Origin of the sequence: Allofrancisella heilbronnii, from assembly GCF_000710735.2 — a bacterium.
GTDB lineage: Bacteria > Pseudomonadota > Gammaproteobacteria > Francisellales > Francisellaceae > Francisella > Francisella frigidaquae.
On sequence record NZ_CP144673.1, the window covers coordinates 1,069,732 to 1,095,778 of the forward strand.

The window sequence follows — 26,047 nt, forward strand, 5'->3', positions numbered from 1 at the left end:
CCCTACAGATTCCGTGAGTTTTCCTAAAAACTCATCTTGCAATTTTTACATATAAAATCCTTTATATTCTCTCTGATTTTAGAGCTCCAATCTATTATAAGTATGCTAGGATTTATAGTTTTTAAATACTCGTTTATTTTAGATAAATATACACCTAAATCACTTTCTTCAGCTTGCTTAAGATATAAGCGTATAGCAAGTAGAAGATATGTTGCTCCTGAATGCCTATTAAGATTAATTTGCCCACTATATAGATTATACGGGTATTCTTTTAACATAAAACTTCTTATTTCAAGCATAAGGCTATCATTTGTTGTAATCGTTTTTATATTTTCTAAGAATTTATTTATTCTATCTAGGCCTGATTTAGAGTGTCTATGGAATAACCCTCTATTTCCTTGTTGTTTATACGCAGTCATATAAGCGTTTATCGCTTCTGTTAAATAAGTTTTAAAATTTTTCTTAACAATGATGCCGTTTCTGTTAAATAAAGGTCCTGGGTCATGTAACCATGCATTAGTCCAATCCCATGACCTATCATCGTATCTACACTGTAAATTCCTTCCGCTCCATGGATCATGAAAAATTACATTATTTCCTATAATCCCCTTTACCAAAACTACATGTTTCCATTCGTGTACAACAGCAAATGGTCCCTCCTTATCAAGAAGCTCATATATACCATTTTTACTTTCACCATAATCTCTAATGTCCCAATGTTGTATATTAAAACCAAACTTCTTTTTAATTTCTACTAAAAAATTATTATCGTTATGAATATATGGTATACCTTTGTTAGTATAAAATTGATAAATATTTGCATTATATGGAGAATGCTCTATACACTTTGCTAATTCACTTTTGTCTAGCTCATTATATCGTTTAAAAAACAAAAGCATCATATAAAAAGAAGAAATAGAGCACAAGTTTATTTTATTCTGGTAAATAAAAGGAACTTCGTAACAAATATCTTGCTTTTCATAGTCATTAACGTATTTGTCAAATTCATAATTTCTATTTTTCTGGGTTTGAAATATTATATTTGTCATTTTTATAAAGCTTTAAAAAATTTTTGTACCCCATAGCAATAAAGTCAATAGCCTTCCATCGTCTACCTTACAATGCGGGGCTGTTGCAAACTAAAATTATATGTTTCTAATGACATTAATAAATTGTGAATTGTTAACTTAGAGCTACCCGTATCAAACCAAAGCTATCTTACTTCAAAAGCATCTCCAAGTTAAATCTACCTTTATTTAATGCCATCTTTAACAAAGATATCATATATAAATAACTTTTATATTATTATAATATAACATTTACGAAATACTAAAGCAACATCTTTATATAGATCCTAGAGAAGGCAAATATTTATAAAACTAAACCCATCAAACACATAATTAATGACTAATTATTTATAATTTTCTAAAAATCCGTTTCTAAACTCTTCAAAACTGTCTTCTTCTATAGCTTTACGAATCTTTTTCATTAAACTTTGGTAAAAAGTTAAATTATGGATAGTATTTAATCTTGAGCCTAAAATCTCCTTAGTTTTATCAAGATGGTGCAAATAGCTCTTGCTAAAATTCTTACATGTATAGCAATCACAATTTGGATCCAATGCAGATGTGTCTTCTTTATATTTAGAGTTTCTAATCCTAATTATTCCTTCTGATGTGAAGATATGTCCATTTCTTGCATTACGTGAAGGCATTACACAATCAAACATATCCACGCCTCTATATACTGCTTCGACCAAATCTTTTGGAGTTCCAACTCCCATTAGATATCTAGGCTTATCCTCTGGCATTTTACAAGCAATATGATCTAATATTCTTATCATGTCCTCTTTAGGTTCACCAACAGATAAACCACCTATAGCGTATCCGTCAAAGTCAATTTCTGTAAGTTTTTCTAGAGACTCATCTCGCAAATGCTCATACATACCACCCTGAATAATACCGAATAATGCTGATGAGTTATTTCCATGAGCATCTTTGGATCTTTTTGCCCACCTCATAGAAAGTTCCATAGACTCTTTAGCTTCTTTTTCAGTTGCTGGATATGGTGTACATTCATCAAAACACATAACAATATCAGAGCCTAAATCCTTTTGAACTTGCATTGATATTTCAGGAGATAAAAAAACTTTTGAGCCGTTAACAGGCGAACTAAATGTTACTCCATCTTCTGTAAGTTTACGTAATTTGCCTAAACTAAAGACCTGAAACCCGCCAGAATCTGTCAAAATAGGCTTATCCCATCCTATAAAATCATGTAAGTCCCCATGTTTTTTAATGATATCAGTACCTGGACGTAGCCAAAGATGAAAAGTATTACCTAAGATAATATCAGCACCCATTTCCTTAAGCTCTACTGGTGATAATGATTTCACTGCACCATAAGTACCTACAGGCATAAAAGCAGGTGTTTGGATTTCTCCACGAGGGAAAGTTATTTTTCCTCTTCTTGCTTTACCTTGTTTTTTAGAGATCTCGAATTTCATTACTGTCATAAAACTTAATCCTTAAGATAGATATATACTTTTATAAATATAATTTTTTAGCTACTAATCCTATAAAAATAATATCAACAAAGCAATAAAAATAGTTGTTTTAGCTATTGCCTAGATAATATTATCTTTTATAATATATTGAAGATTTTAAAACTTTTAACGGTGGTATATGAATTTATTAAATTTTGGTTTGCTAATATTTGCTTATTTATTAGGCTCTATTAATAGTGCTATTATTGTATGTTATGTATTTCGCCTACCCTCACCAAGAAGTGTTGGTTCAGGAAATCCAGGCACAACAAATGTTTTACGTGTAGGCGGTAAGCTACCAGCAACTATAACACTTATTTTTGATATACTCAAAGGTTTAATACCCATACTAGTTGCAAAAATGCTAACTAATAATGAATTTATTATCGCTTGTACTGCTTTATATGCGATATTAGGACATGTTTTCCCAATATTTTTTGGCTTTAAAGGAGGTAAAGGTGTTGCTACATTAATAGGTGCGTTGTTTGGTTTTTACTGGGTATTAGGTATTATATTTATAGTGTCTTGGTTATGTGTAGCTATAATCACACGCTACTCTTCTTTATCAGCTTTAGTAGCAACTATGATAGCTAGTGTTTCTGTAACATTTTTAGCAAATCTAAAGGTCGCAGCTCCTTTTTTAATAATAGCGATAATTATAATTATAAAACATAAAGGAAATATCCAAAGATTAATAAATGGGCAAGAAAGCAAAATAGGCGACAAGACAAAGGTTAAAAAATGATAGAGATAAAAAATCTTAAAAAAGAATATATAACCAATAATATTAACAATCTGGTCCTTGATAACATAAACCTTGAAATCCAAGAAGGTGAAATATTTGGCATAATAGGTCATAGTGGTGCTGGCAAAAGTTCTTTACTTAGATGTTTAAATCTTTTAGAACAGCCTTCTGATGGTTCAATATTTATTGCTGAGGAAAATATTACAAAAAAGACTCCTAAACAGTTACGTGAATTTCGCAAGAAAGTTGCTATGATTTTTCAACATTTTAATCTACTTTCTTCGAGAAATGTATTTGAAAACATAGCTTTGCCATTAGAAATACAAGGTATACCAAAATCTGAAATAAAAAAAAGAGTACATGAGTTACTAGACTTAGTTGAGTTACCTAACAAAGCTTTAGCATATCCCAAAGAATTAAGTGGTGGTCAAAAGCAAAAAGTGGCTATTGCCAGAGCATTAGCTCTTAATCCATTAGTTTTGCTTTCAGATGAAGCTACATCTGCATTAGATCCAACATCTACTAAACAAATTTTAGCTCTACTTAAAAGACTAAATAAAGAACTAGGTCTAACAATAGTACTTATAACTCATGAAATGGATGTGGTAAGGAAAGTTTGTGATAGAGTTGCAATTATTGATAAAGGTCAAATTGCTGAAATAGGTAAAACTTTAGACATATTTTTAAATCCTCAAACTGAAGTAACAAAATCATTCGTTGAAACTAGTATTCATACAAAAATACCAGAATTTATTGCAAAGAGACTTTATGATAACCCTTATAGTTACGAAAATACTTACCCTCTCGTTCAACTAACTTTTTATGGGGAAAAAGGCAAAATGCCTATAATTGCTGAAATATCACGTCAGTTTAATGCTAGCGCAAGCATCATCCAAGCGAACATTGAGACTATCCAAGATCAAATCGTTGGTATAGCAATTTGCCATATTACTGGCGAAAGACAAGACTGGGAAAATGCTTTGCGCTTCCTAACAAATCAAGATGTTAATTTAAAGGTATTAGGTTATGCACCAGCAGACAATATTTAATTTCCAAGAACTTAGCTTAATAGCTCAATCGACATGGGAAACTATCTTTATGGTATTTATTGCTACACTTGTAGCAGTAATAGGTGGGATAATCTTAGGTATATTACTGTATACCACCCAAGAAAGTAAAAACATTCTGGTAAAAAGTTTTAATAAAGTTTTTAGCATAGTAATAAATGTTACTAGAAGTATTCCGTATATTATTTTATTAATTTTACTTTATCCTCTAACTAGGCTTATAGTAGGCACAACTATCGGTACTACTGCTTCTATAGTTCCACTAGCAATTGCTGCCTTACCATTTTATGCTCGCTTAACGGAATCGGCTCTACGTGAAGTTGACCATGGTCTTATAGAAGCAGCAAAGGCTATGGGGGCTACTAGAATACAAATAATTTTCAAAGTCTTACTTCCTGAGTCAAAAGCACTTCTTATAGATGCAGCTACTTTAACATGTATATCACTAATTGGTTTTTCAGCTATGGCTGGTATAGTTGGTGGTGGCGGTTTAGGTGATTTGACTTACTTCAAAGGCTATAACTATGGGGATTATACTTTGCTACTTGGTGGTGTAGTGATGCTAGTTATTCTAGTGCAGCTAACTCAATCTTTTGGTAACTATTTAGTTTCTGCTAGAAAACTAACAGCTTTATGGTTAGTAACTATTATTTTAACAGTAGCCAGTGGATTACAACTATATCAAAATTTTGTAGTTTCTAACCAGTCAAATGAAATCACGGTTGGTTATATCACTAGTCCCCCTCAAGATAAGATTATGGAGCTAAGTAAAAAGATTGCTAAAGAAAAATATAACCTTAATGTTAAATTAGTCACATTTGGAGACTACAACATTCCAAATAGAGCACTAAATGATGGTGAGATTCAAGCAAATGTATTTCAACATATACCTTTCTTGGAAAATCAAATCAAAAAATTTGGTTACAAAATTACTTATATTGGTAAGACATTTTTGTACCCTATGGGAGTATTTTCTAAGAAATATAAAAACTTTGATCAATTACCTAATGGTGCTACAGTTGCTATCCCAAATGACCCTACTAATCAAGGTAGAGCACTTATGATCCTTCAAGATGCTGGTTTGATAACGCTCGAAGATGGTATTACTTGGCAGGCTACTCCTAGTGATATAACTAGTAATCCTAAAAAACTAAAAATAATACCTCTACAAGCTGACCAAATTCCTAATAATTTAGGTGATGTAGATATAGGGGTTGTAAACAATGACTATATTCCCAAAGCAGGATTGACTCTAAAAGATGCTCTTTTTGTAGAACCTAAAGACTCACCTTTTGCAAATATAATTGCTGTTCAAGACAGTCAAAAAGACAATCCAAATTTAGAAGAATATGTCAAATCTTTAAATAATGATCAAATACTACAATTAGTTCAAGAACTTTATCCTAATGATGCTGCTATAGCTGCTTGGTAATGCTTATAATTTTTCAAATTAAATACTTATTCTTTTTTTACTCTTAAATGTATAAAATATTTAACTATGAAAATATATTAAAGGGTAAGTATGCAACACTCAGAAGGTTTTATAAAGCTAGTAAACGAGGCAAAATCAAAAATTAAAGAATGTACAGTAGATGATATCTACCAAATGTACATATCCGACTCCCTTGATGGTTTGCTAATTGATACTAGAGAAGAATCTGAATTTGCTAATGGATACATTCCAAATTCTATACATATTAGCAAAGGTTTAATAGAATGTAGAATCGAACAACTAATACCAAATAAAAACCTAAAAATGTATTTTTATTGTGGTGGTGGCTTTAGATCCGCACTAGTTGCAGAACTTTTGCAAAGTATGGGTTATAAAAATGTAATATCTGTTGATGGTGGTTGGAGAGCTTGGAATGCTAAAAACTATCCTATTACAACACCGGAAAACTTTAAGCCTATTGAGTATATCAAACTTATAAATAACGCAAGGTCAAACGTAGAAGAAATATCTGCTACTGCCTTATACAATATGTATAAAGACAAATCGCTTGACGGAATTGTTATTGACGTTAGAGAAGATTCAGAATTTTCCCAATTTCATATTCCCGGTGCTACACACCTTAGTAAAGGTCAAATAGAAGTCAAGATCGAAAATTTAATCCCTAATAAAGACCAAAAAATCTATTTATATTGTGGTAGCGGTTATCGTTCGGCACTAGCTGCTTTTAACCTACAAAAGATGGGGTATACTACTGTTGTGTCAGTTAATGGTGGTATTCAAGATTGGGTAAATAATAATTATCCGATTACACAAGAAGGATAATTAGTAAAATGTTTAGAATAGGTCATGGTTATGATGTACACAAATTTACTGATCAAAAGCAAAACATAACAATTGGTGGTGTGGAAATCCCATATCACCTCGGTCTTGAAGCTCATTCAGATGGCGATGTTTTAATTCACGCTCTTTGTGATGCTATGTTAGGTGCTTTAGGTCTTGGTGATATTGGTAGACATTTCCCTGATACTGATAATAAATATAAAAATACCGATAGTAAATTTTTTTTATCAGAAATTAAAAAAATGCTTGATGCCAAAAATTATCAAATTGGCAATATAGATTGTACAATAATTGCTCAAACTCCTAAAATGCTTCCTTATATTGAAAAAATGAAAATATGCTTAGCTCAAATACTTAGTATTGAAACTAATCAGCTAAATATAAAAGCAACCACTACTGAAAAACTTGGATTCATAGGTAGGAAAGAAGGAATTGCTACGCATGTAGTATGTTTAATTCATTATCTATTCTGAGGATAGGTTATAGGCATACTGGTAAAACTATTTATATAGGTTTAATCAATATTTCCTTCAAAGCTGGTTCAAATAGTCAAATGGAATAAAGTTTGTCTGGCAACGTAATGCTCCTCCCCTATAACTAATGTGTTTTACTGTATCTTCAGCAGATTTACCGTTTACTTTTAAGTAAACAACCTCTATATTTTGTTTCTTCAACAATTTAGTAAAGTATGCTTTATGATTATTACATGGACTATCTATCGTGAGATAAAACTTTTTATTACTATGAGTACATAAATCTATACCATTAATGAACGTTGAAATAGCTTCTTGTCCTAGGGCATATTTGGGGTTAAGTTCTACTATTTCACCATTTTCACCAACACCTTGGTAAGTTTTATGCAATATTCCAGCGTATTTTATAGTCTTGAATTTACAAGATCTTAGTATAGCGTCTATATATTTTATTACCAATTCTCGCTGCAAGGCATCTCTAGCAAATTTAGCAACTTGATCCTTCTTATTTATATCTGAAGAAATTTCATCTATGTTATTTAATACCTCATTGAAGCTATGAATTAAGAATGTAGAATCACCCATATATGATATTTGCAAATCTAAGTGATATGCCCACTGAGGAAGACATATAACATTATCAGTTTTAAAAATTTTTTTATACCTTTCTAGCTCAACATGACATTTTGATAGTATATCTCTATTAGATAAGTTACTTGGATCAGACATAGTCCCATATTTTATATTTCTAAAGTCTGATTCATTAAGTAAGACGTTGACACCTATAAAATAATACTTAACATCTTCACAATTTATTGCCTCAAAAAGGTTACCTCCTTCTAATGGTCTAATAGTGTCTTTTTTTAAATCTTGTTTAATAAGATTCTGTAAATCTCTTTTACTACTATGTTGAGCCATAAAATCATGATTATCATAAAAATTATGATTCATAGATAAGAATTTATTTGTAATAAGGTATGCATCTTGTAAGTTTCTAAATTGATTTTGCGTATAATTTTTTTTACTATTTACATTACATGGAAGATTATTTTGCTGTTTTTTAACGTTAATCTCTTGTTTAGTTCTAATATATATTTTTTCTTTGCCAACAAAAAAAGTATCTCGTAGCCATTCATTTCCTTTTTTTAATACTTTATAGTGTATTTTTTGTTGTTCTAAAAATGGCACTAAATCGTCATAGAAATCACAATTCTCCCTAAAGATTAACGTTTTTCCAAAATTTGAACTAGAATTTTTTAAAGGTAAACTATTGTAATTAATAGAGAATATAGTGTTAAAAGCTGGTTCAATAACGGTTTGGTAATATGCTCCATCTGTATTTTTATTTTTTATCCAATGCTCAAAGGTTGGATTTAGATTCACATTAACTAACGAGTATCCTAAATTAAATAAACTATGCTCATTAATAATCCTTAAACATATTTCATGGTATGAACTACAATTTTTCACAAATGTTTTTAATTCGTTAGCTCTATTTTTATGATTTTTATAAATTCTGCTAAGGTAATTATCTATACAGCCGACTATAAAATTTTTTATTTCTTGTAGTTCCATATTTTATATATTGTTTAAGCTCTAAACTTAATAAAATATTACATTTTAAAACTTTCTTTTTATATATAGTTATTTTAACACAGAGTATTAGTTTTTAATAACCATGAGTCCTACAATTATTACAGCCTGAGCATAAGTTTTTTATATATTTTTGTACCCTTGATAAACTTAGTCCTTTGCACAATAATTCCCTAAATAATTAGCTACACTTTCAAGCTCTGCTTGGCAACAAAATATTCCGATATCATTGTCATCAAGCTTATCTAAAATATATTTAACCCCCTCAAGTTCACCATGTGATATATAAGTATTTGCAACATTAAAACCTTTTTTTTGCAGGTCTTCACGTATTGCCAATGGTAATTCAAAGGGCTTTGCTCCTCTTAAGTATTTATCAGTTTCTTTAATTACTATAAAATCCACACCATACTTTAATATAACATCATTTATGGAGGATATTAGATTCTTTCTATCACCAGTGGTTCCCATCATAAGGTACCTTTTACCACCTTTATTATATGCTTGCTGCATCATTGAAAGTAACGCTTCCACACCAGCTTCATTATGAGCATAATCAAGCACAACCACTTTATTATCCCATTCAAAAATGTTTGCTCTACCTCTATTAACATTTTGGTCGTTCTTATAGCTTTTTAATGCGGCTGCAATAGTTTCTAAACTAACCTTAAGTTTAAATGCTAATGCTATTGATACCATAGCATTTTCAATATTATGCTTTGCAAAACCCCTTACTGTTAAAGGCGCATCTACTACTTTTAGAATCTCAGTTTTTGTATTTTTATCTAACCATTTAAATTTGTCATCTTCTACGATACAAGCATAATCTGATTTAGATAAATAGTAACTTATATCATGAGCTTCAGGATTTTGAGTAACAACTATTTTATTACACTTTATCAAGTCAAACCTTTCTTTCATGTAGGAATTGTCAAGGTTAATAATTGCATGGGAATTTTTTCCCATAGCTCTAAAGACTATAGATTTTGCTTCAGCTAATTCAGCTACTGTTTCTATACCATCTTCACCAAGGTGATCAGCAGAAACATTAGTAACAGCTGCAGCATCAACAAATGTTTCTATCAAACCTCTTTTTAACAAACCTCCTCTAGCAGACTCTAACAAAGCAACTTCAACTTTTTTGTTAGTAAGTACAAACTGGTGCCCTGTAGGACCAGAGTAATCACCTTCATCTATTAGCTCATCGTTAACTTTAACCCAATCTGTAGATGTATAGCCTGTAACCTTACCAGCGAACCTACAAATATAATCTGTAAGCCGTACGGTGGTAGTCTTACCATTAGTACCTGTAACTATAACTGCTGGGATATCATAAACGTTTTGCCAAGGAATCAAAGAGACATCATCATGTTCTAGATCAAATTCATAACAACCAGAACCAGAACCTACAAATGCTTTATTTTTATCTCTAAAAGCATTAAATCCCTTAGACTTAGCTAGTTCGTACAATTTACGATAAGTTAAGTTTTTATCCTCATTTATTAATGGTAAAAGAATCTCTTTGGCAGCTTCTAAAGTCTTAAAGCTTCCTTTTTCGATATATTCTCTCACAGATAGCCAAATAAAGTCTATAACGTCACATGCTGGCATTGTAATATCAACAGGTGCTGTTATAGCTAGCCTAATACCATTGTTAAAAAATTTATGTACTATTTTAATTTCTTCCCACCCTAAAGCTGGCAAGATTCTATTTGCTTCTTCATAAAAAAGCTTTGTTAATTTTTCTTTATCTTCAGTTAATGGCACATCTAAAACTGTTCCTGTTTCTTTAAAAAACAAGTTAGGCCCAACTAATCTACGTGAATAGCCTTCTGGAATCATTGTAGTATACTCTCCCTAAACAAAAAACAATTTTAATCACTATCTTCATTATGATAAACAACTCGCACGCCACTTTCATCTGTTATGATACCTGCTTTTATTACATCTGATAACTCCTTAGATAAACTAGGATCTTGAGCTATCATAGAAGCAGAAAAAGACTCTTGCTTTTTAGATTTAGTTTCTTCAGCAAATTCATCTTTTTTATTGAAGTATATAATTTGCTTCCATGTCCTTTTTAATTTATCTGCAAATATTGCCACCAAATCCCCTTCTTTAGCAATAAAAAGGGCTCTATCTACAGCTTCTTGTTCATTTTCTATTGTCTCGATATTATTAACTGAAACACCAGCTTCTATTAGTGCTTGTTTTAACATATTTGGCACTTCAGCTGGGTTTCTACCTCGTAGATTATCATCACGCTTACAGATAAAATAATCATAGAAAGGTGCTGCAACTTTAGCTATTTCATAAATATCTTCATCTCGTCTATCACCTGGTGATGCTAAAACACATATTTTTTTACCAGTAAAATCCATATTTGCAACCATATGACTAACTAGTTTTATAGCCGCTGGATTATGAGCATAATCCATTAAAACTTTAAAAGGATGTTCTTCAAACCAATTCATGCGCCCAGGATTTTGATAAAACGTTGTAACAAAAGTTCTTAAACCATCTCTAATATCATCTAAGCTCATACCCATGCTATAAGCTATAGCTATAGCAAACATAGAGTTTTGAACATTATGAATAGCCTTCCCTTCGATAGTAGCTGGAATTAGGTGCGTCCATAATACAGGTATATGAATATGATTATCAAAGATCGTAATCATATCACCATTAACTCCTTTTTCAATAATACATGCTTTACCACCAGCTCTAATATGTTGTTTAACCAAAGCATGCTCAGGATTGATTGTTACATAAAAAATGTTTTTTGCAGTTACTTTAGCAGACATTTTTAAAACATGTGGATCGTCAGCATTTAATACCGCGACATCTTTTGCTGCTTCAACAACTACACTTTTCACTTTAGCAAGATCTTCTAGAGTATTTACACCTTTAAGGCCCAAGTGATCGGAAGCAACGTTAAGGCATGCTCCAATATTACAATAATCATATCCCAAACCACTTCTTAGGATCCCTCCTCTTGCAGTTTCTAGAATAGCTATTTCCACAGAGGGATCCTTTAGTACCATTTGGGCAGATACTGGACCTGTAGTATCTCCAGCAACCGTAAGCTTACCATTTATATACACCCCATCAGTCGTAGTAAGACCAACAACCTTACCGGCATTTTTCCACATATGTGCAACCATACGAGAAGTTGTAGTTTTACCGTTAGTACCAGTAATAGCTGCTATAGGAATACGTGCATTACCCAACTCTTTTGGAAATAGCATATCAATCACAGCACCAGCAACATCTCTAGGTTTTCCTTCACTAGGTGCCACATGCATTCTAAAGCCTGGAGCTGCGTTTACTTCACAGATTGCACCACCTATTTCATGGTAAGATTGGGTTATATCATCTATCAAAAAGTCAACTCCACCCACATCTAAACCAACTGCTTTGATAGCTCTTTCAGCCATATTCCTATTATCAGGATGTACTATATCTGTAACATCAATAGCTGTCCCACCTGTAGAAAGATTAGCTGTAGAACGTAAGTAAAACATTTCCCCATCGTTTAAAACAGTATTTTTAGTATATCCTGCTGCTTTCATCAAAGTATTTGCTTGATAGTCTAATTCTAAACGAGTTAAAACTTTCTCATGACCTACACCTCTACGTGGGTCTTGGTTAACTATATCAACAAGCTCTTCTATAGTGTGTTTACCATCACCAATTACATGTCCAGGTACTCTTTTTGCTACAGCAACTAGTTTTCCATTAACAACAAGCATTCTATGGTCAAAACCTGTGGCATATTGCTCTATTAACACATACCTTGAGATTCTACTCGCCTCCACAAAAGCTTCCTTAATCTGCTCAAATGTAGTTAAATTAATCGAAATCCCTCTACCATGGTTCCCATCTAAAGGTTTAACAACTAAAGGAAACCCTAAATGCTTTGCTGCACTAATTGCTCCCTCTTCTGTGCGTACCATTCTTTGCTTTGGTACTGGCAAACCTAAGCCTGACAAAACTTTGTTGGTTTGCTCTTTATTACATGACATTTCCACTGCAATGTGTGTAGTCTGGCTTGTAATAGTCGCTTGAATTCTTTGCTGGTGTTTACCATAACCAAACTGAACTAGAGAATGCTCGTTTAATCGAATATACGGTATATCTCTTTTCTTAGCAGCTTCAACAAGTGATCCTGTACTTGGACCAAACTCTTTACTTTGAGCGAATTTTATAAATTTAACTTTTTCCTCTTCAAAATCAAATTCTTCTTTCTTAAACCCAACTTCTTGCTTAAGATTTTCTGGCAATAAAGAAAGCAAAAGATCCTTTGCTAACTCCATAGCACATAAGCCAACGTCCTTTTGCTTATACTCATATACCATACTATAGTGACCTTTTTTACCAGTAGATCTTGTGCGTCCAAAAGTTACTTCACTTCCCGCCATACTCTGGAGCTCTAGGATCACATGTTCCCACACATGTCCCATCCAAGTACCTTCATCCTCTCTAAGTCTACGGATAAACCCTCCTTCAGTACGGTAAGAACAACCGTGCTCGGCAAGCCCAGGCAAACTGTTAACTAAACTATTAATAAACTCTTTACCTATTTTAGCAGTAGGCCAGTTTTCTAGAATCCCCAACTCAATTTCATGTCTTATAACGGGAAAATTTGCGTAAATGTTAGGTCCAACATAAACGTTTGTAGATAGTATATTCATCTTAATTATTCCTTAGAGTTACATATATATGCTCTAAAAACATATATTTTTATATCTTTGGCTACATTTATATCATAAAATAAAATAAAAATAATTAAAATTCTGTCTGGTTACCCAGTCCTGTGAGTGGAAAATGAAGTACGATTTTGGAATTATAGCTATTGGTGATGAAATAACTGATGGTGATATAGTTAATACTAATACAACCATTTTTGCCAAGCATCTAACTGCAAATGGATTTAATATTGGTTTTCATATAATCTGTAACGATAATGTAAAAGATATCGTATCTAGTATATTTTTTTTAAAAAATTCACATCATAGCATAATAACTATTGGTGGTCTAGGACCTACTGAAGATGACTTAACAGCAGAAGCAATAGCTACTTTTTCTAACAAAGAGCTAGTGCTAGACCAAGATTCTTGGATAAAGATAGAGCAAAGAATGATTAGAAAATATGGTAAAGTTACTTTAGGAGCAAAAAAGCAAGCTTTGTTCCCTGAAGACTCTAAAACTATAATTAATAATAATGGTAGTGCAAATGGTTTTAAGCTAGAGTTTGAAAAAAATAGATATATTTATGCTTTTCCTGGCCCCCCTAAAGAATGTATCCCTATGCTTGAAAATTTAGACTTTGAAAAACAAACTCACTATAAAAAAGTCATAAGAAAAAAATGGGATATTTATAGGATAGGTGAAAGTTTTTTAGCTGAAAAACTAGAAATAATAAAACAAAAATATCCATTTGTTAGCTTCAAATATAGGATTGCTGATCCTTATATCGAATTAAAATATTTTCACTCTTCGGAGTGCTCTCATAGTGAGAACATAATTAAAGAAGTAGAAATACTACTTAAGCAGTATTTATAGACTTTAAGTGAAGTTGCTCTTTTTTATCCACAAATATAGCATCTGCTCCCCATGATAATAAAGTTTCAACCTCATAATCAGAGCAAGCTGAGTAGACAAATACATTGCCAAATTTTTTCCTAAGGTATTCTAACCTCTGTTGACTCAAGCAATCATAGTTTATAATTAATGCTAAATACTTATTTACTTGAAAGTGTGTGTATAAAATAGTGTTTATATAATTGAAATCTTCATCCCAGTTAGTTGTATAATACAACTTACCTTTTTGATATTTTTTATCCTGTTCCAAAAACTTCATTACAGAATTAGAGAAACTTGATATAAAAATTTTACTCTGAATCTCTGGATAACCATCCAAAACATCTAAAACTTTTGTGACAATAGTTTTTTCATATTCTAAACAACTTTTATTTATCTTTATTTCTACATTTGTATAAACATCATTTTTGGTAGCCCAATCAAGATATTCTTTAAAAGTTGGTATCGAGCCCTTAATATCCAAAATAGGATGTACAATTTCTAAATCTTTAAGCTTATCAATTGTCATCTCAGTAACTTCAGAATTTAAACTAGCCAGCCTTTGGCAAGTTTTATCGTGAAACAAAAACAGTTCGCCATCTTTGCTCATTTGAACATCAATCTCAAACCATTTAAAACCATAGTTTTTAGCGTGTTCAAATGCTTGTATTGTATTTTCAACAAAATCCGTGTTTGCCCCACGGTGGGAAATAAATTTATCTATTTTCATATAAATATTGTTTAACATTTGCCAGTGGCGATTATACATGAACCACTGAATTTTAGTAAAATATTTTTTTCAAACCACTAGAATATATAAAACATAAATTGTTTTTTGTTTTTTTATAATATAAGCAATCGTGTTATAATTTCTGGTAATTTGTAGCTAAATTTAATTAAATGATTAATAATCCTCAAATTTGCAAAAAACTAGCCTCTTTACTTTTACATCGTAAACTTATAACCAAAGAAAAGCTAGAAGAAGTCAGCCTTGAAAAAGACTTAGGCAAAACAGGTTTTTTAAGCTATTTAATAGAGCACGAAATAGTTAACAGCAGAGATTTTATGTTTGAATCTGCAACTTTGTTACGTTTACAATATATAGACTTAACTGCTATTAATGTTAAATTTTTACCACAAGAATTTTTTGATCTAGAATTTTGTGAAAAAAATAATTGCTTACCTCTTTTCATAAGAAAACACGTTGTGTATGTTGCAATTGCAAACCCACTAGACAGCCAACAAATATTAAAAACCTTACGTAACAAATATAATCAAGCTTTTATTGCAATAGTTGGTGAACTAAACCACTTAAAAGAAAAAATACTAGAATTTAATCAATACTTGAAAGATGAAGGTCAAAAAACTGATGATTCCTCACTCAGTGAAAAAATGGAAAATGTCGAGCTTGACATTGACTTTGTCGATGAAGGAGAGCGTGAAGGAGATGCTTTTTTAGACACAGAAGATGATGAAGCTCCTATTATCAGATTTATAAACAATACTATAGTTGATGCTATACAAAAAGGGGCTTCCGATATACACTTTGAACCTTATGAAAAAAATTTCCGAATTAGGTATAGAATTGATGGCCTTTTAGTAGAGACATTTAACACGACAAAAAACTTAGGACCAAAAGTTATCTCTAGACTTAAAATCATGGCAAGTCTAGACATTGCAGAAAAAAGGATACCTCAAGATGGTAAATTTAAAATATCCCTCTCACGCGAAAAAGCGATTGATTTTCGTGTAAGTACTTGCCCAGTAAGTTTTGGTGAAAAAGTAGTGCTGCGTATTTTGGATTCTAGTAACACTCAAATTCCTATAGAAGCATTGGGTTTTTCAGAGAAACAAAAAAAGCTTTATCTAGATACTATACATCAACCACAAGGAATGGTTCTTGTAACAGGTCCTACAGGTTCTGGTAAAACTGTGACTTTATATACTGGAATAAATATTCTAAATAAAATTGAGAAAAATATATCTACAGCTGAAGACCCCGTGGAATTAATAGTAAGAGGCATTAATCAGGTGAGTGTAAATAATAAACAAGGGCTTACATTTGCAGCAGCTCTTAAAGCCTTTTTACGTCAAGATCCAGACATTATCATGGTGGGTGAGATACGGGACATTGAGACTGGTTCGATTGCTATTAAGGCTTCTCAAACTGGACACTTAGTAATGTCCACCTTACACACAAATAGTGCTCCTGAAACCCTCAATAGGCTTGTAGATATGGGGTTACCCCGCTATAACATCGCAACTTCTGTTACGTTGATTATAGCCCAACGTTTAACACGTAAGTTATGTCCAAAGTGTAAAGTTAAGGATACTGAAACTGAATTTGCTATGCTTGTTGAAGATAGTGGGTTAAATGATTATATATTATCAGAAACATTTAACACTACACTTAGTGAAATAAAGAAAGCAACTATATATAAACCTAATCCCAAAGGTTGCCCAAGATGTTTTAAAGGCTATAAAGGGCGTCTAGGATTATATGAAGTAATGCCTGTTTCTAGAGCAATATCCAGAATGATTTTAGAAGACAAAAATACTATGAAAATTGCTCAACAAGCGCAAAAAGAAGGTGTAGCTACCGTTAGACAATCAGCTCTTGTCAGGGTTGCTGAAGGTTTAACGTCAATGGAAGAAGCATACCGTGTAAGTTAAGGAAAAAAAGTTATGTTATTTGGAAAAAAAGATAAAAACACAATAACTATAATATCTTGGAATTACAAGGTAAAGTTAAAAAATGGTAAGCGAATAAAGGGTTCTATTGATGCTGATACAAAAGAAAAAGCTGAAATCTTACTTAGACAAAAAGGCTATTCTGAAATTAAGCTCAAAAAGCAACCTAAAGATATATTTTCAAAAAAAATTTCATACCAAGATATTACTGAAATGACTCGTCAACTTGCTACTATGACAAAAGCTGGTATCCCTATTATAAAATCGTTTGAGGTATTTATAATGGGAATCAGAAAGCATCCTCGCTTAAAGATTATGACAATCCAACTTAAGCAGTCTATTGAATCTGGAGAATCATTTTCTAAGGCTCTTAGTCAATTTCCAAAACTTTTTGATAAGTTATATATAGGCTTGATAACAGCTGGTGAAGAATCTGGAAATCTTGATCTAATGCTAAATAAAATTGCTGATCAGCGGGAAAATTTACAATCTATCAAAAAGAAAGTTAAGAAAGCTCTATCTTACCCTATAATTGTATGTGTGATTGCTGCAGGGGTAACTGGTATTTTATTAACTTTTGCTGTGCCAGCATTTTCAGCAATGTTTATAAACTCTGGAAAACCTTTACCAGCAATTACACAAATGACTGTTAATGCATCGAATTTTATGCAAGATGCTTGGTGGAAAATAATACTAGGAATCTTTATAGTTATTGGTGTTTACAAGTCATTAAAACTTAAATACCCACGGATCCAAATATTTCAAGACCACTTCATGCTTAAAATACCAATTATTGGAGAAGTGGTTTTCAAATCTGCATTAGCACGGTTTTCTAGCACACTTGAAATTACTGTTCAATCTGGTATGAGCTTAACTAGAGCTTTAGATATGGTTTCTCTAGCAACAGGTAATGCTAAATATGACCAAGCGGCTCTTGATATTAAAAAAAGTATTAATGAAGGAGCTTCTTTTAAAGATGCTATAGTTGAGACTGGTTGCTTTCCTTTTTTAGTAGAGCAAATGATATCTGTAGGTGAAGAATCTGGAGCATTAGAAACTATGCTTGGCAATCTAAATAGAGTCTATCAAGAAGAAGTAGATACAATTGTTGAGAGTCTAAGCTCAATGCTAGAACCTATCATTATGGTAGTTTTAGGTGGTGTAGTTGGTTTCTTAGTAGTAAGTATGTACATGCCAATATTTCAAATGGGTGATGCTATTTAAATTTATTTTTTGATATAAATTTGGTCATTTGCAACAGCAACCTTACTATATACCCAGTGCCAAATTGATGGCTTCTATTAAAAAAACCATATATAAAACTAGACGATGTAAGTATAAGATAAGGTTAATTTTGAAATATTACAAATATTTAGTATGCCATTTCCAGATAAAAGTGAAGAAAGTCTATGGAAAATTTTACTTACAGACGGTCGTCATATGGTAAAAGTACCATTAGAAAAGCAAAACCATATACATGGGCTTAAAAAACCTGACCAATATGAAAAAGAAGAACCAGGTTATTATTCTGCGCAAATTGAGGCTATAATAAAAATGCAAGCCACTCAAAAATGGAATGCAGAAAAATATAAAGAACTACACACTATTATAAAAACTAAAACGGGTGGAAAAGCTAATACTTCATCTATAAAACAGGGTTGCCAATGCAGCTATGATCTGGTAGATTACGAAACATCTAATGCTATAATGCAAGAATATATAGAAAATTCTAATGAGCTTAAACAAGAATTAGGTATCAATGCGACTATTTTAAATAAAATAAAATATGACGCTTCTAATGTTACGTTGACATCAGCTCAGCGGTACTCTCATCCAGGACAAAGAATATCTGGTTCATCACATAAAACAAGAAATATTTTAACCAATACAGATTCTTTTACCCTGTGTGAAGCTATTATGAATATATATAATCGAGATATTGATGGAATTGATTTCTACCATGATACTTCTGCAAGAAAGAATAAGTTATTTAAAGCACTTGCTAAAGCTATACAAAACCTTGAAATATGTCACTTAGAAAATGATTTGAACACACGTACTCTTGGTGCGTTTGTAAAAATTGAAACTAACAAGTATTTGGGCGAACCTTGTATGTTTTACTACCCTAGCATGGGTGGAAATAGTACTAAAAGTCAGATATTTCAAGAATTAGAAATAGGCCTACAAAATGCTATATATGTGCTAAGTGGGACTTCCTCATTAGTAAAATATCACTTTCATGAGGAAAAAAGAGAGATCTCTGATAAATACATTGAACGTAACATGGATATATACGAAGTTAATAGAACCTTATGGATGCAAGAAGGCAGTATAAAAGAAAGAGATATAAATTTACAGAAACTCAATAATTATTATTGTCTCGCTACAAAGCAAAACTCCAGAAATTCAGGTCCTCACTACAAATGATACGTCAAAAAATATACACATGCTAAAATAATAAAAACTATAAGTAAAGGTTGATTATGTATGATTTTATATGGATGTTAGCTAGCTATTCAACATCCAAAGATGGTATAAATCCTATAAATAATGCCATAGACATGAGAGTAGGTGGTCCAACTTACCAAAATAACATCGATAATGGTTTTGTAGAAACTACTGTTGAAGAATATAGTTCTATTAAAAATAGATTACTAATTTCAAAAGACTCTGCTAAACAAGTATATGAAGAGATGACTGTCTATGGAAAAAAGAAGACTAAAGATAGTTATAAAAACGCTAAATTTATAGTGTCACGTACAGACAGTTATAGCCAATGTATTAAAGAGCTAAATACCGTTGTTATACCGGCTCTAAGAGATTCACTACAGCTAAAAAACAGTCCTTCTTTTAAAATGAAACTATTTTTTACTGGGCATGGAGAAACTTATCAAAAAGCAGGCGCATTATCAGCACACGAGTTAGCGTATCTTTGTGCTAGCTTTTTCAATCATCGAGGCCAAGTTAATTTATTGAAAAATGAGATTATAAATTTTGTAGAGTTAGATGTGTGCGTAGCTGGTCTTTATAATGAAGAATATAATAGTAGTCACATAAAACCTTTTGCTCAAGAATTTGCTCACAAGCTACAACAATATATTTATAATATGACTAGAATATCATATGTGAAAATGCCTTTCGGAAGAAATCCAAAAGGCGATAGAATAATGGAGTATTTACCTGCATATACTAACAAAGATAATAAAATAGGATGTAATAAGTATGGACAACCATACTTAGCTGAAAAAACAAATAACAAAATTGATATTACACACCCACTTTTAAATAAATCTTACATTTATGTAGATAGTGAAAATTTATTTTACGCTAAAAAGTTATTACTAGAGAGTAAAATTTCGGAAGATAACTATGAACATATAAATAATAATATGGAAGCTTTACTAGATTATACGTTAATGACTGTTAGCGAAATATACTCCACACTAATTAATAAAAATATCAATAAAAACAGTATGTACAAAAACAGCCCTATTATAGGCGATTCAGAAAATGCGATAAAAGAAACTTTATTGTTATTGGAACATATCCTCAACCTAGATGTAAATAAAACTTTTGATTGTATAAATAAAATGCATAAATGTGAAAACTTTAGTGAATTCTCAGAGATGCTCAAAGATTTATTAGTTAAATATAATAATGAAATAGATAAGAAACCATTAAAACAAATACCACTAACACCCCAAATTAATTTAGAGCAACAAAATCTCTCTCTAGTAGATATAAAACTTTATTGTATACAGATACTCAAAGATAAATATATATATAATTCTTTTCATAATATATTTAGTAACCATCATTATAATGACAGAGCTATTTTTGTGCTTAAGTTATTAGAAAATAGCAGCAGTATACTCCAGATAATGACTATTATTGAAAATGAAATTATTTTACTAGAAAGTGGAGTCTACATTAGGCCAGAACAGGATAAAAATTGTAATAATTTATATCTAGAAAATAATCAGTATAAAAAAAACCATAAAAGCTCTTCTATACAGCAATCATCTTACTACAATATTTTATCTAAACTAAAAAAGTATATAATTAGTTTATATTAAAAGTGGTAAGTAAGTCTCTTGCTAAAAACATAACAATGTGCAAGAATAAAACCTTCATATCATCTATACTGCGGAATCATTAATGGAAAATATAACAAATGGTACAACTTCTTTTAAAAATAAGCTTTTGTTAACCATAATTTGCTATCTTTGCTACTTTTATACAGCCAATGTTGTTTTAGTTACTGGAGCTGTAATGCGTCCATTATCAGAATACTTTGATGATAGCAATATAGGTTTTGCTTTTACCTTTATTAATGTATCAATGTGGTTTGCTATACTTATAATTGGTTTTCTAATGAATAGATTTTCAATAAAACTTTTATTATTAGTCGCTGTAGCAATTGGTATTATGTCTTCACTACTTACAAGCATTTTCCCTTCTATGTTTACACTAAAGATATTACTAACTTGTGTGGGTATTACCGGAGGGCTATTTATGGCTATAAGTAGCTATATGATTGTACATATCTACAATGATCATAAAATAAGAGCTATGAATGTTATTTTTACTGACTTTTTCTTTAGTTTTGGTGGTGCATTAGTACCAATTTTTGCTGCATATTTAATTACGGAAAATTTCCAATGGTATACTATATACTCAATTTTACAAATAACAGCTATAGCAATTCTGTTATTATCAGTATTTTCTGACTTTTCAATACTTAATAGACACACTACCGACGTTAAAAGCTCAAACCTTAATCTGAATTTTTCTTCATGGAACTTTAGTTTGTATTGCATAGCTTTCTCCGCTTTTTTATTTTTGCTAGCTCAAATAACTATGACTAGTTATGCTCAAACATATTTCCAAGAAGTACTTGGATGGGGTGTCATAGATGCAAATAAACCATTATCATACTTTTGGACAGCTCAAAGTATAGGTTTATTCATAAGTCCATTGATAACTAGAGTAGTTCCTTTAAGGCTTATTCTTCCATTATTTACATTTGTAGGATTAATCGCATTATCATGTATTGTCTATATCCCTGATATAAACATAGTCTTAAAAGCTGCTATTATATTTGGTTTGTTTAACTGCTATATCTATGCTGGATTACTAGCTTATGGAACTTTCCAAATGCAGAATCCTCCACCAACACTAATAACTACTATTCTTCTATTTGGTACAACAGGTACAGCTTTATCAACAACAACTGGAGCTTTTATAAACAAATTTTTTGGCTTAACAACTGTAATGCATGCTGTGCTTATCTTTTATTTAATATCTTTTATATTGATTGTTTTTGCTGCTATTTATTCAAAAGAAAACATAAAGTCGATTGCCCACTAAATCCTTTTCAATGGTTTCTTACTCTTTATAACAAATATACATATTAGTTTTTTTGATAACGTTTATAAAAACTTTTTATTTTTAAAAAAATCACTAATAGCGTATAGTTATAAATAAGTAGATAATAATAAACAAGGTATTAAAAATGACAAAACATCTCTCTCTAAATACAATTTATGGTGTCATATTTGTTGCATCAGTAGCTAGTATTGCATATTTTATTGCAAAAGTCCCAGTTGTTGCCAAACTAGGAATTAGTCCTTTAATTATTGGTATTTTACTAGGTATGTTACTAACCCACACACCTGCCAGTAAAATTATAAGCCAGTGGAAAGATGGCATAGTATTCAGTGCTAAAAAAATACTTAGATTAGCTATTATCTTTTATGGTTTTAATTTAACTTTCCAACTTATAGCATCTGTAGGGTTAGCTGGTCTTCTAGTATCTATAATCATGTTAGTTTCAACTTTAGTGTTAGGAATAGCTATAGGCACAAAAGTTTTTGGTCTAGATAGAGATAGTTCTATATTAGTAGCCGCTGGTAGTGCTATTTGTGGAGCTGCTGCTGTATTAGCTGCTGAAGGAACGCTAAAATCTGAATCCTATAAAGCTGCTATGGCCGTAGGTACTGTTGTATTATTTGGTACAATTAGTATGTTCTTATATCCTGTCTTAATGAAAGCTGGCCTTTTAGGGAATTTAGACCAAACACAGTACGGCATCTTTGCTGGTGGATCTATTCATGAGGTCGCGCAAGTAGTAGCAGCTGGTAGTGCTGTTGGTCATCATGCTGAAGAAATAGCTGTAACTGTAAAAATGATCCGTGTAATGATGTTAGCTCCTATGCTAATAATTATAGGCATATGGTTGTCTAGAACTGTAATTGATGTTGCACATAAAACACACACTCAACCGTCTACTGATTCTATTATGAAAATTATTCCTTGGTTTGCTATTGGATTTATTGTGGTGGCAGGATTCAATTCTTTAGATCTCCTACCACACTTTGCTGTACACTCAATAGTTCAAATAGACCAATTTCTTTTAGCTATGGCTATGACTGCTCTTGGCTTAGAAACTCATGTATCTAAGTTTATCAAAGCTGGAATTAAACCTTTATTATTAGCTTTAATATTATTTGCGTGGTTGTTTTTTGGTGGACTTGCTATAACCTACCTAATAACTGCTATAATTTAATGCTGGATACTAGAATCATAGATTCTAAATTAGTCAACGTTCAACAGCTGTGCATAACGTGTAATACAAGTTTATTTAAATCTACCTATGCTATTTTAGCGATAAATAAGGTATCATATTAAAAAATTTAAAACTTTAAATTCTAATTATGAAGCCAATCGTAAATGCGATCACTACCACTGCCAGAAAAGCTGGAAAAATAATTCTACAAGCTCAAAATGACCTAAGCTCTATAAAAACTTCTAAGAAAGCTAATAATACTATCATGTCAAATATTGATATAGCTGTAGAGAACTTTCTTGTGGATAACATAAAAAAACTAGGCTTTGATGATTATTTTATTACAGAAGAAGCTGGCGAATTCGGTAACAAAGAAAGTAGATTTTCTTGGATAATTGACCCTATTGATGGCACTAACAACTTTGTTCATGGACTGCCCCACTGCTGTATTTCTATAGCTCTTAAAAAAGATGATGAATTAGTACTTGGTGTAATCTATAATCCATTTTTGGATTTAATGTTTAGTGCATATAAAGGTCAAGGTGCTCAACTAAATGGTAAAAAAATCAGAGTGTCGCAAAGTCAAGAGCTAGATGATACTTTGATATCAGCATCATTAAAATATTCACGCAAAACTTTTAATGATAGTTACGTAGCAGAATTAATAAAACTTCAACAGCAAATTGCAGGCTACAGATATTCTGGTAGTATCGCTATGGATATGGCATATTTAGCAGCTGGATATATTGATGGACTTTGGACTTGTAGTTATGTTGAATTATGGGATATCGCAGCTGGATACGTTATTGCAAAAGAAGCTGGTGCTATTATTACAGACATTAAAGGTGTTAGTGATATTCACAATTTACAAGTAATAGTTGCTGGGAACAAAAAAATACAACCAAAGCTTATAAAACTTCTAGCAAAACACGTTAAATAATGAATACTAGAGCTATTGCTGCTAAATCTATTACAGACATTTTAGCTAACAAATATTCTCTTTTAACTATCGATAATAAACTATCTAAATTACAAATAACAAATCAAGATAAATCTTTTATAAAGTTACTTTGTTACGAGTTTTTTAGAAATTATTATTCTATAGAAAGAATCGCTCAAAACTTTATAAGTAAAAATACTAAACCCAACATTAAAACTCTCATAATGCTTGGAACTTTACAACTTTTAGAAACTAACCAGCCTCACTACGCTATTATTAATGAAACTGTAAATGCTTGTAAAGATTTAAAAATTATTTGGGCAAAAAAACTTGTCAATGGGGTATTAAGAAATATTCTAAGAAATATAGAGCAAATTAAAATTCAATATTTAGAATACAAGCTTATAGATCTGCCTAACTGGATAATCAACATACTCAAAGAGCAATATCCAAAACACTATCTCAAAGTAGCTAAAGGTGTCAAATCTAAAGCTAATATGTTTATACGTCTTAATAGAAATAAAGACTCTCAATTAGTTATTAATTACCTAAAAGAAAACAATATCGCATTTTCTACTACTAATATAGAAAACTGTATAGAACTAGAAACTGCTCTTGATATACAAAAAAATCGTCTTTTTAATGATGGTTATTTCACAGTACAAGATATATCTGCACAATACGCTGGTTGGATAATTAACCCTCAAAATAATGATACGATATTAGATGCATGTGCTGCTCCTGGTGGTAAAACTAGCCATATTTTAGAATTAAATTCTGAAGCTAAAATTACCGCTATAGATATTGTTGATAAAAGATTAGAATTATTAAAAAGTAGTATAAACAGAATTGCTCAAAGTAATAGTGTAAACGTAGTCAAACATGACTTGACTAAACCATTTGATGGGAAATTTAACAAGATAGTTTTTGATGCACCCTGCTCAGCTTTAGGAACTTTAAAACGAAATCCTGATATTAAGCTTTTACGCAAACCTAAAGATATTGAAAATATCCAGATATTACAGCAACAGATTTTACAAAACTTATGGGATAATAATTTAGAAGAAGACGGTTATCTTTTATACATAACTTGCTCAATACTAAAGCAAGAAAACCAAGATCAAATAAAAAAGTTTTTAAATAAAAATCATGATGCTAAAATTGAAAAAATAGACCTCTTAGAAAACTATGAAACTGAATTTGGCTACCAAATATTACCATTTGAAGAAAATGGTGATGGATTTTATTATTGTTTGATTAGAAAACTAGGTTCTACCAATAAAAACTGAGCTTAATTTTATCCCAACAAAAGTATAACCTAATTCATAAACTAGTTCCTTAAAGTGTTTTTTTCTTATAAATGCTAGATTGTATCCTCAACTTTTAAGTTTACTACGTAGCTAACTACTTATATTATTTTAAAATATTTTAGGCTCTATAAAATGGTCTTTTAGGAAGATTACAACTAGTAAAAATCCTTACTTCTTATTAAATACACCCCATATCAAATTATACTTTGAATCTGTATCTTTAGTAAGGTTGTAAAACA

At 31.2% G+C, this 26,047-nt stretch carries 20 protein-coding genes; 14 read left to right on the forward strand and 6 right to left on the reverse strand.

The window, feature by feature from the left end; translation table 11 throughout:
- Positions 1–23 precede the first annotated feature (23 nt).
- Together FRA_RS05015 and tgt are read right to left on the reverse strand one after the other, a co-directional pair.
- Positions 24–1,049: a C39 family peptidase gene (locus FRA_RS05015; RefSeq protein WP_035719518.1), complete on the reverse strand. Its 1,026-nt coding sequence runs from the start codon at positions 1,047–1,049 to the stop codon at positions 24–26.
- 362 nt (positions 1,050–1,411) lie between these two features.
- Complete coding sequence (gene tgt, locus FRA_RS05020; protein WP_035719520.1) at positions 1,412–2,515, reverse strand: tRNA guanosine(34) transglycosylase Tgt; 1,104 nt, start codon at positions 2,513–2,515, stop codon at positions 1,412–1,414.
- 169 nt (positions 2,516–2,684) lie between these two features.
- Here tgt and plsY point away from each other — a divergent pair, with 169 nt between their 5' ends.
- The 5 genes from plsY to ispF all read left to right on the forward strand — a co-directional run bounded on the left by plsY (position 2,685) and on the right by ispF (position 7,123).
- Positions 2,685–3,290 carry a glycerol-3-phosphate 1-O-acyltransferase PlsY gene (gene plsY, locus FRA_RS05025; RefSeq protein ID WP_035719522.1) on the forward strand — a complete coding sequence of 202 codons (606 nt, stop codon included), beginning with the start codon at positions 2,685–2,687 and terminating at the stop codon, positions 3,288–3,290.
- Entirely contained in the window at positions 3,287–4,339 is a 1,053-nt protein-coding gene (locus FRA_RS05030; RefSeq protein WP_035719525.1) for a methionine ABC transporter ATP-binding protein, read from the forward strand. The genes plsY and FRA_RS05030 overlap by 4 nt, the downstream gene beginning before the upstream one ends.
- Entirely contained in the window at positions 4,317–5,789 is a 1,473-nt protein-coding gene (locus FRA_RS05035) for a MetQ/NlpA family ABC transporter substrate-binding protein (protein WP_035719527.1), read from the forward strand. The genes FRA_RS05030 and FRA_RS05035 overlap by 23 nt, the downstream gene beginning before the upstream one ends.
- A gap of 90 nt (positions 5,790–5,879) precedes the next feature.
- Positions 5,880–6,632, forward strand: a complete 753-nt coding sequence (locus tag FRA_RS05040; RefSeq protein ID WP_035719528.1) for a rhodanese-like domain-containing protein — start codon at positions 5,880–5,882, stop codon at positions 6,630–6,632.
- 8 nt (positions 6,633–6,640) lie between these two features.
- Positions 6,641–7,123, forward strand: coding sequence for a 2-C-methyl-D-erythritol 2,4-cyclodiphosphate synthase (gene ispF, locus FRA_RS05045; protein ID WP_035719531.1), 483 nt, complete (start codon positions 6,641–6,643; stop codon positions 7,121–7,123).
- A 57-nt stretch (positions 7,124–7,180) separates the two neighbouring features.
- Here the strand turns inward: ispF and FRA_RS05050 are convergent, their stop codons facing one another.
- The 3 genes from FRA_RS05050 to cphA form a co-directional block, all read right to left on the reverse strand.
- Positions 7,181–8,698 carry a hypothetical protein gene (locus tag FRA_RS05050; RefSeq protein ID WP_035719533.1) on the reverse strand — a complete coding sequence of 506 codons (1,518 nt, stop codon included), beginning with the start codon at positions 8,696–8,698 and terminating at the stop codon, positions 7,181–7,183.
- 168 nt (positions 8,699–8,866) lie between these two features.
- A complete protein-coding gene (locus FRA_RS05055) occupies positions 8,867–10,558 on the reverse strand; it encodes a Mur ligase family protein (protein WP_035719535.1) in 1,692 nt (563 codons plus the stop codon).
- A 32-nt stretch (positions 10,559–10,590) separates the two neighbouring features.
- Complete coding sequence (cphA, locus tag FRA_RS05060; protein ID WP_035719539.1) at positions 10,591–13,410, reverse strand: cyanophycin synthetase; 2,820 nt, start codon at positions 13,408–13,410, stop codon at positions 10,591–10,593.
- A gap of 133 nt (positions 13,411–13,543) precedes the next feature.
- On the opposite strand from cphA, the gene FRA_RS05065 reads away from it, so the two are divergent.
- Complete coding sequence (locus FRA_RS05065; RefSeq protein WP_035719542.1) at positions 13,544–14,281, forward strand: competence/damage-inducible protein A; 738 nt, start codon at positions 13,544–13,546, stop codon at positions 14,279–14,281.
- Here FRA_RS05065 and FRA_RS05070 read toward each other — a convergent pair.
- A complete protein-coding gene (locus tag FRA_RS05070) occupies positions 14,265–15,029 on the reverse strand; it encodes a glycerophosphodiester phosphodiesterase family protein (RefSeq protein ID WP_035719544.1) in 765 nt (254 codons plus the stop codon). The genes FRA_RS05065 and FRA_RS05070 overlap by 17 nt on opposite strands.
- 170 nt (positions 15,030–15,199) lie before the next feature.
- Between FRA_RS05070 and pilB the strand changes: the two genes are divergently transcribed.
- The 8 genes from pilB (at position 15,200) to rsmB (ending at position 25,787) form a co-directional block, all read left to right on the forward strand.
- Positions 15,200–16,972 carry a type IV-A pilus assembly ATPase PilB gene (pilB, locus tag FRA_RS05075; protein WP_035719546.1) on the forward strand — a complete coding sequence of 591 codons (1,773 nt, stop codon included), beginning with the start codon at positions 15,200–15,202 and terminating at the stop codon, positions 16,970–16,972.
- 12 nt (positions 16,973–16,984) lie between these two features.
- Positions 16,985–18,214 (forward strand): type II secretion system F family protein, encoded by a 1,230-nt coding sequence (locus FRA_RS05080; protein ID WP_035719547.1) that lies wholly within the window; start codon positions 16,985–16,987, stop codon positions 18,212–18,214.
- Between the two features lie 153 nt (positions 18,215–18,367).
- Positions 18,368–19,417, forward strand: coding sequence for a hypothetical protein (locus FRA_RS05085; protein ID WP_035719549.1), 1,050 nt, complete (start codon positions 18,368–18,370; stop codon positions 19,415–19,417).
- Between the two features lie 56 nt (positions 19,418–19,473).
- A complete protein-coding gene (locus tag FRA_RS05090; protein WP_035719551.1) occupies positions 19,474–21,066 on the forward strand; it encodes a hypothetical protein in 1,593 nt (530 codons plus the stop codon).
- Positions 21,067–21,148: 82 nt separating this feature from the next.
- Positions 21,149–22,360, forward strand: a complete 1,212-nt coding sequence (tsgA, locus tag FRA_RS05095) for an MFS transporter TsgA (protein ID WP_081835919.1) — start codon at positions 21,149–21,151, stop codon at positions 22,358–22,360.
- 145 nt (positions 22,361–22,505) lie between these two features.
- A complete protein-coding gene (locus FRA_RS05100) occupies positions 22,506–23,558 on the forward strand; it encodes a YeiH family protein (RefSeq protein ID WP_035719553.1) in 1,053 nt (350 codons plus the stop codon).
- A 148-nt stretch (positions 23,559–23,706) separates the two neighbouring features.
- A complete protein-coding gene (locus tag FRA_RS05105; RefSeq protein WP_035719554.1) occupies positions 23,707–24,498 on the forward strand; it encodes an inositol monophosphatase family protein in 792 nt (263 codons plus the stop codon).
- Positions 24,498–25,787, forward strand: a complete 1,290-nt coding sequence (rsmB, locus tag FRA_RS05110) for a 16S rRNA (cytosine(967)-C(5))-methyltransferase RsmB (protein ID WP_035719556.1) — start codon at positions 24,498–24,500, stop codon at positions 25,785–25,787. The genes FRA_RS05105 and rsmB overlap by 1 nt, the downstream gene beginning before the upstream one ends.
- The last annotated feature ends 260 nt before the right edge of the window (positions 25,788–26,047 follow it).

Coding starts and splice junctions, on each gene's coding strand:
- FRA_RS05015 (WP_035719518.1), bottom strand. CDS start 1,049: ATGACAAATATAATATTTCAAACCCAGAAAAATAGAAATTATGAATTT.
- tgt (WP_035719520.1), bottom strand. CDS start 2,515: ATGACAGTAATGAAATTCGAGATCTCTAAAAAACAAGGTAAAGCAAGA.
- plsY (WP_035719522.1), top strand. CDS start 2,685: ATGAATTTATTAAATTTTGGTTTGCTAATATTTGCTTATTTATTAGGC.
- FRA_RS05030 (WP_035719525.1), top strand. CDS start 3,287: ATGATAGAGATAAAAAATCTTAAAAAAGAATATATAACCAATAATATT.
- FRA_RS05035 (WP_035719527.1), top strand. CDS start 4,317: ATGCACCAGCAGACAATATTTAATTTCCAAGAACTTAGCTTAATAGCT.
- FRA_RS05040 (WP_035719528.1), top strand. CDS start 5,880: ATGCAACACTCAGAAGGTTTTATAAAGCTAGTAAACGAGGCAAAATCA.
- ispF (WP_035719531.1), top strand. CDS start 6,641: ATGTTTAGAATAGGTCATGGTTATGATGTACACAAATTTACTGATCAA.
- FRA_RS05050 (WP_035719533.1), bottom strand. CDS start 8,698: ATGGAACTACAAGAAATAAAAAATTTTATAGTCGGCTGTATAGATAAT.
- FRA_RS05055 (WP_035719535.1), bottom strand. CDS start 10,558: ATGATTCCAGAAGGCTATTCACGTAGATTAGTTGGGCCTAACTTGTTT.
- cphA (WP_035719539.1), bottom strand. CDS start 13,410: ATGAATATACTATCTACAAACGTTTATGTTGGACCTAACATTTACGCA.
- FRA_RS05065 (WP_035719542.1), top strand. CDS start 13,544: ATGAAGTACGATTTTGGAATTATAGCTATTGGTGATGAAATAACTGAT.
- FRA_RS05070 (WP_035719544.1), bottom strand. CDS start 15,029: ATGAAAATAGATAAATTTATTTCCCACCGTGGGGCAAACACGGATTTT.
- pilB (WP_035719546.1), top strand. CDS start 15,200: ATGATTAATAATCCTCAAATTTGCAAAAAACTAGCCTCTTTACTTTTA.
- FRA_RS05080 (WP_035719547.1), top strand. CDS start 16,985: ATGTTATTTGGAAAAAAAGATAAAAACACAATAACTATAATATCTTGG.
- FRA_RS05085 (WP_035719549.1), top strand. CDS start 18,368: ATGCCATTTCCAGATAAAAGTGAAGAAAGTCTATGGAAAATTTTACTT.
- FRA_RS05090 (WP_035719551.1), top strand. CDS start 19,474: ATGTATGATTTTATATGGATGTTAGCTAGCTATTCAACATCCAAAGAT.
- tsgA (WP_081835919.1), top strand. CDS start 21,149: ATGGAAAATATAACAAATGGTACAACTTCTTTTAAAAATAAGCTTTTG.
- FRA_RS05100 (WP_035719553.1), top strand. CDS start 22,506: ATGACAAAACATCTCTCTCTAAATACAATTTATGGTGTCATATTTGTT.
- FRA_RS05105 (WP_035719554.1), top strand. CDS start 23,707: ATGAAGCCAATCGTAAATGCGATCACTACCACTGCCAGAAAAGCTGGA.
- rsmB (WP_035719556.1), top strand. CDS start 24,498: ATGAATACTAGAGCTATTGCTGCTAAATCTATTACAGACATTTTAGCT.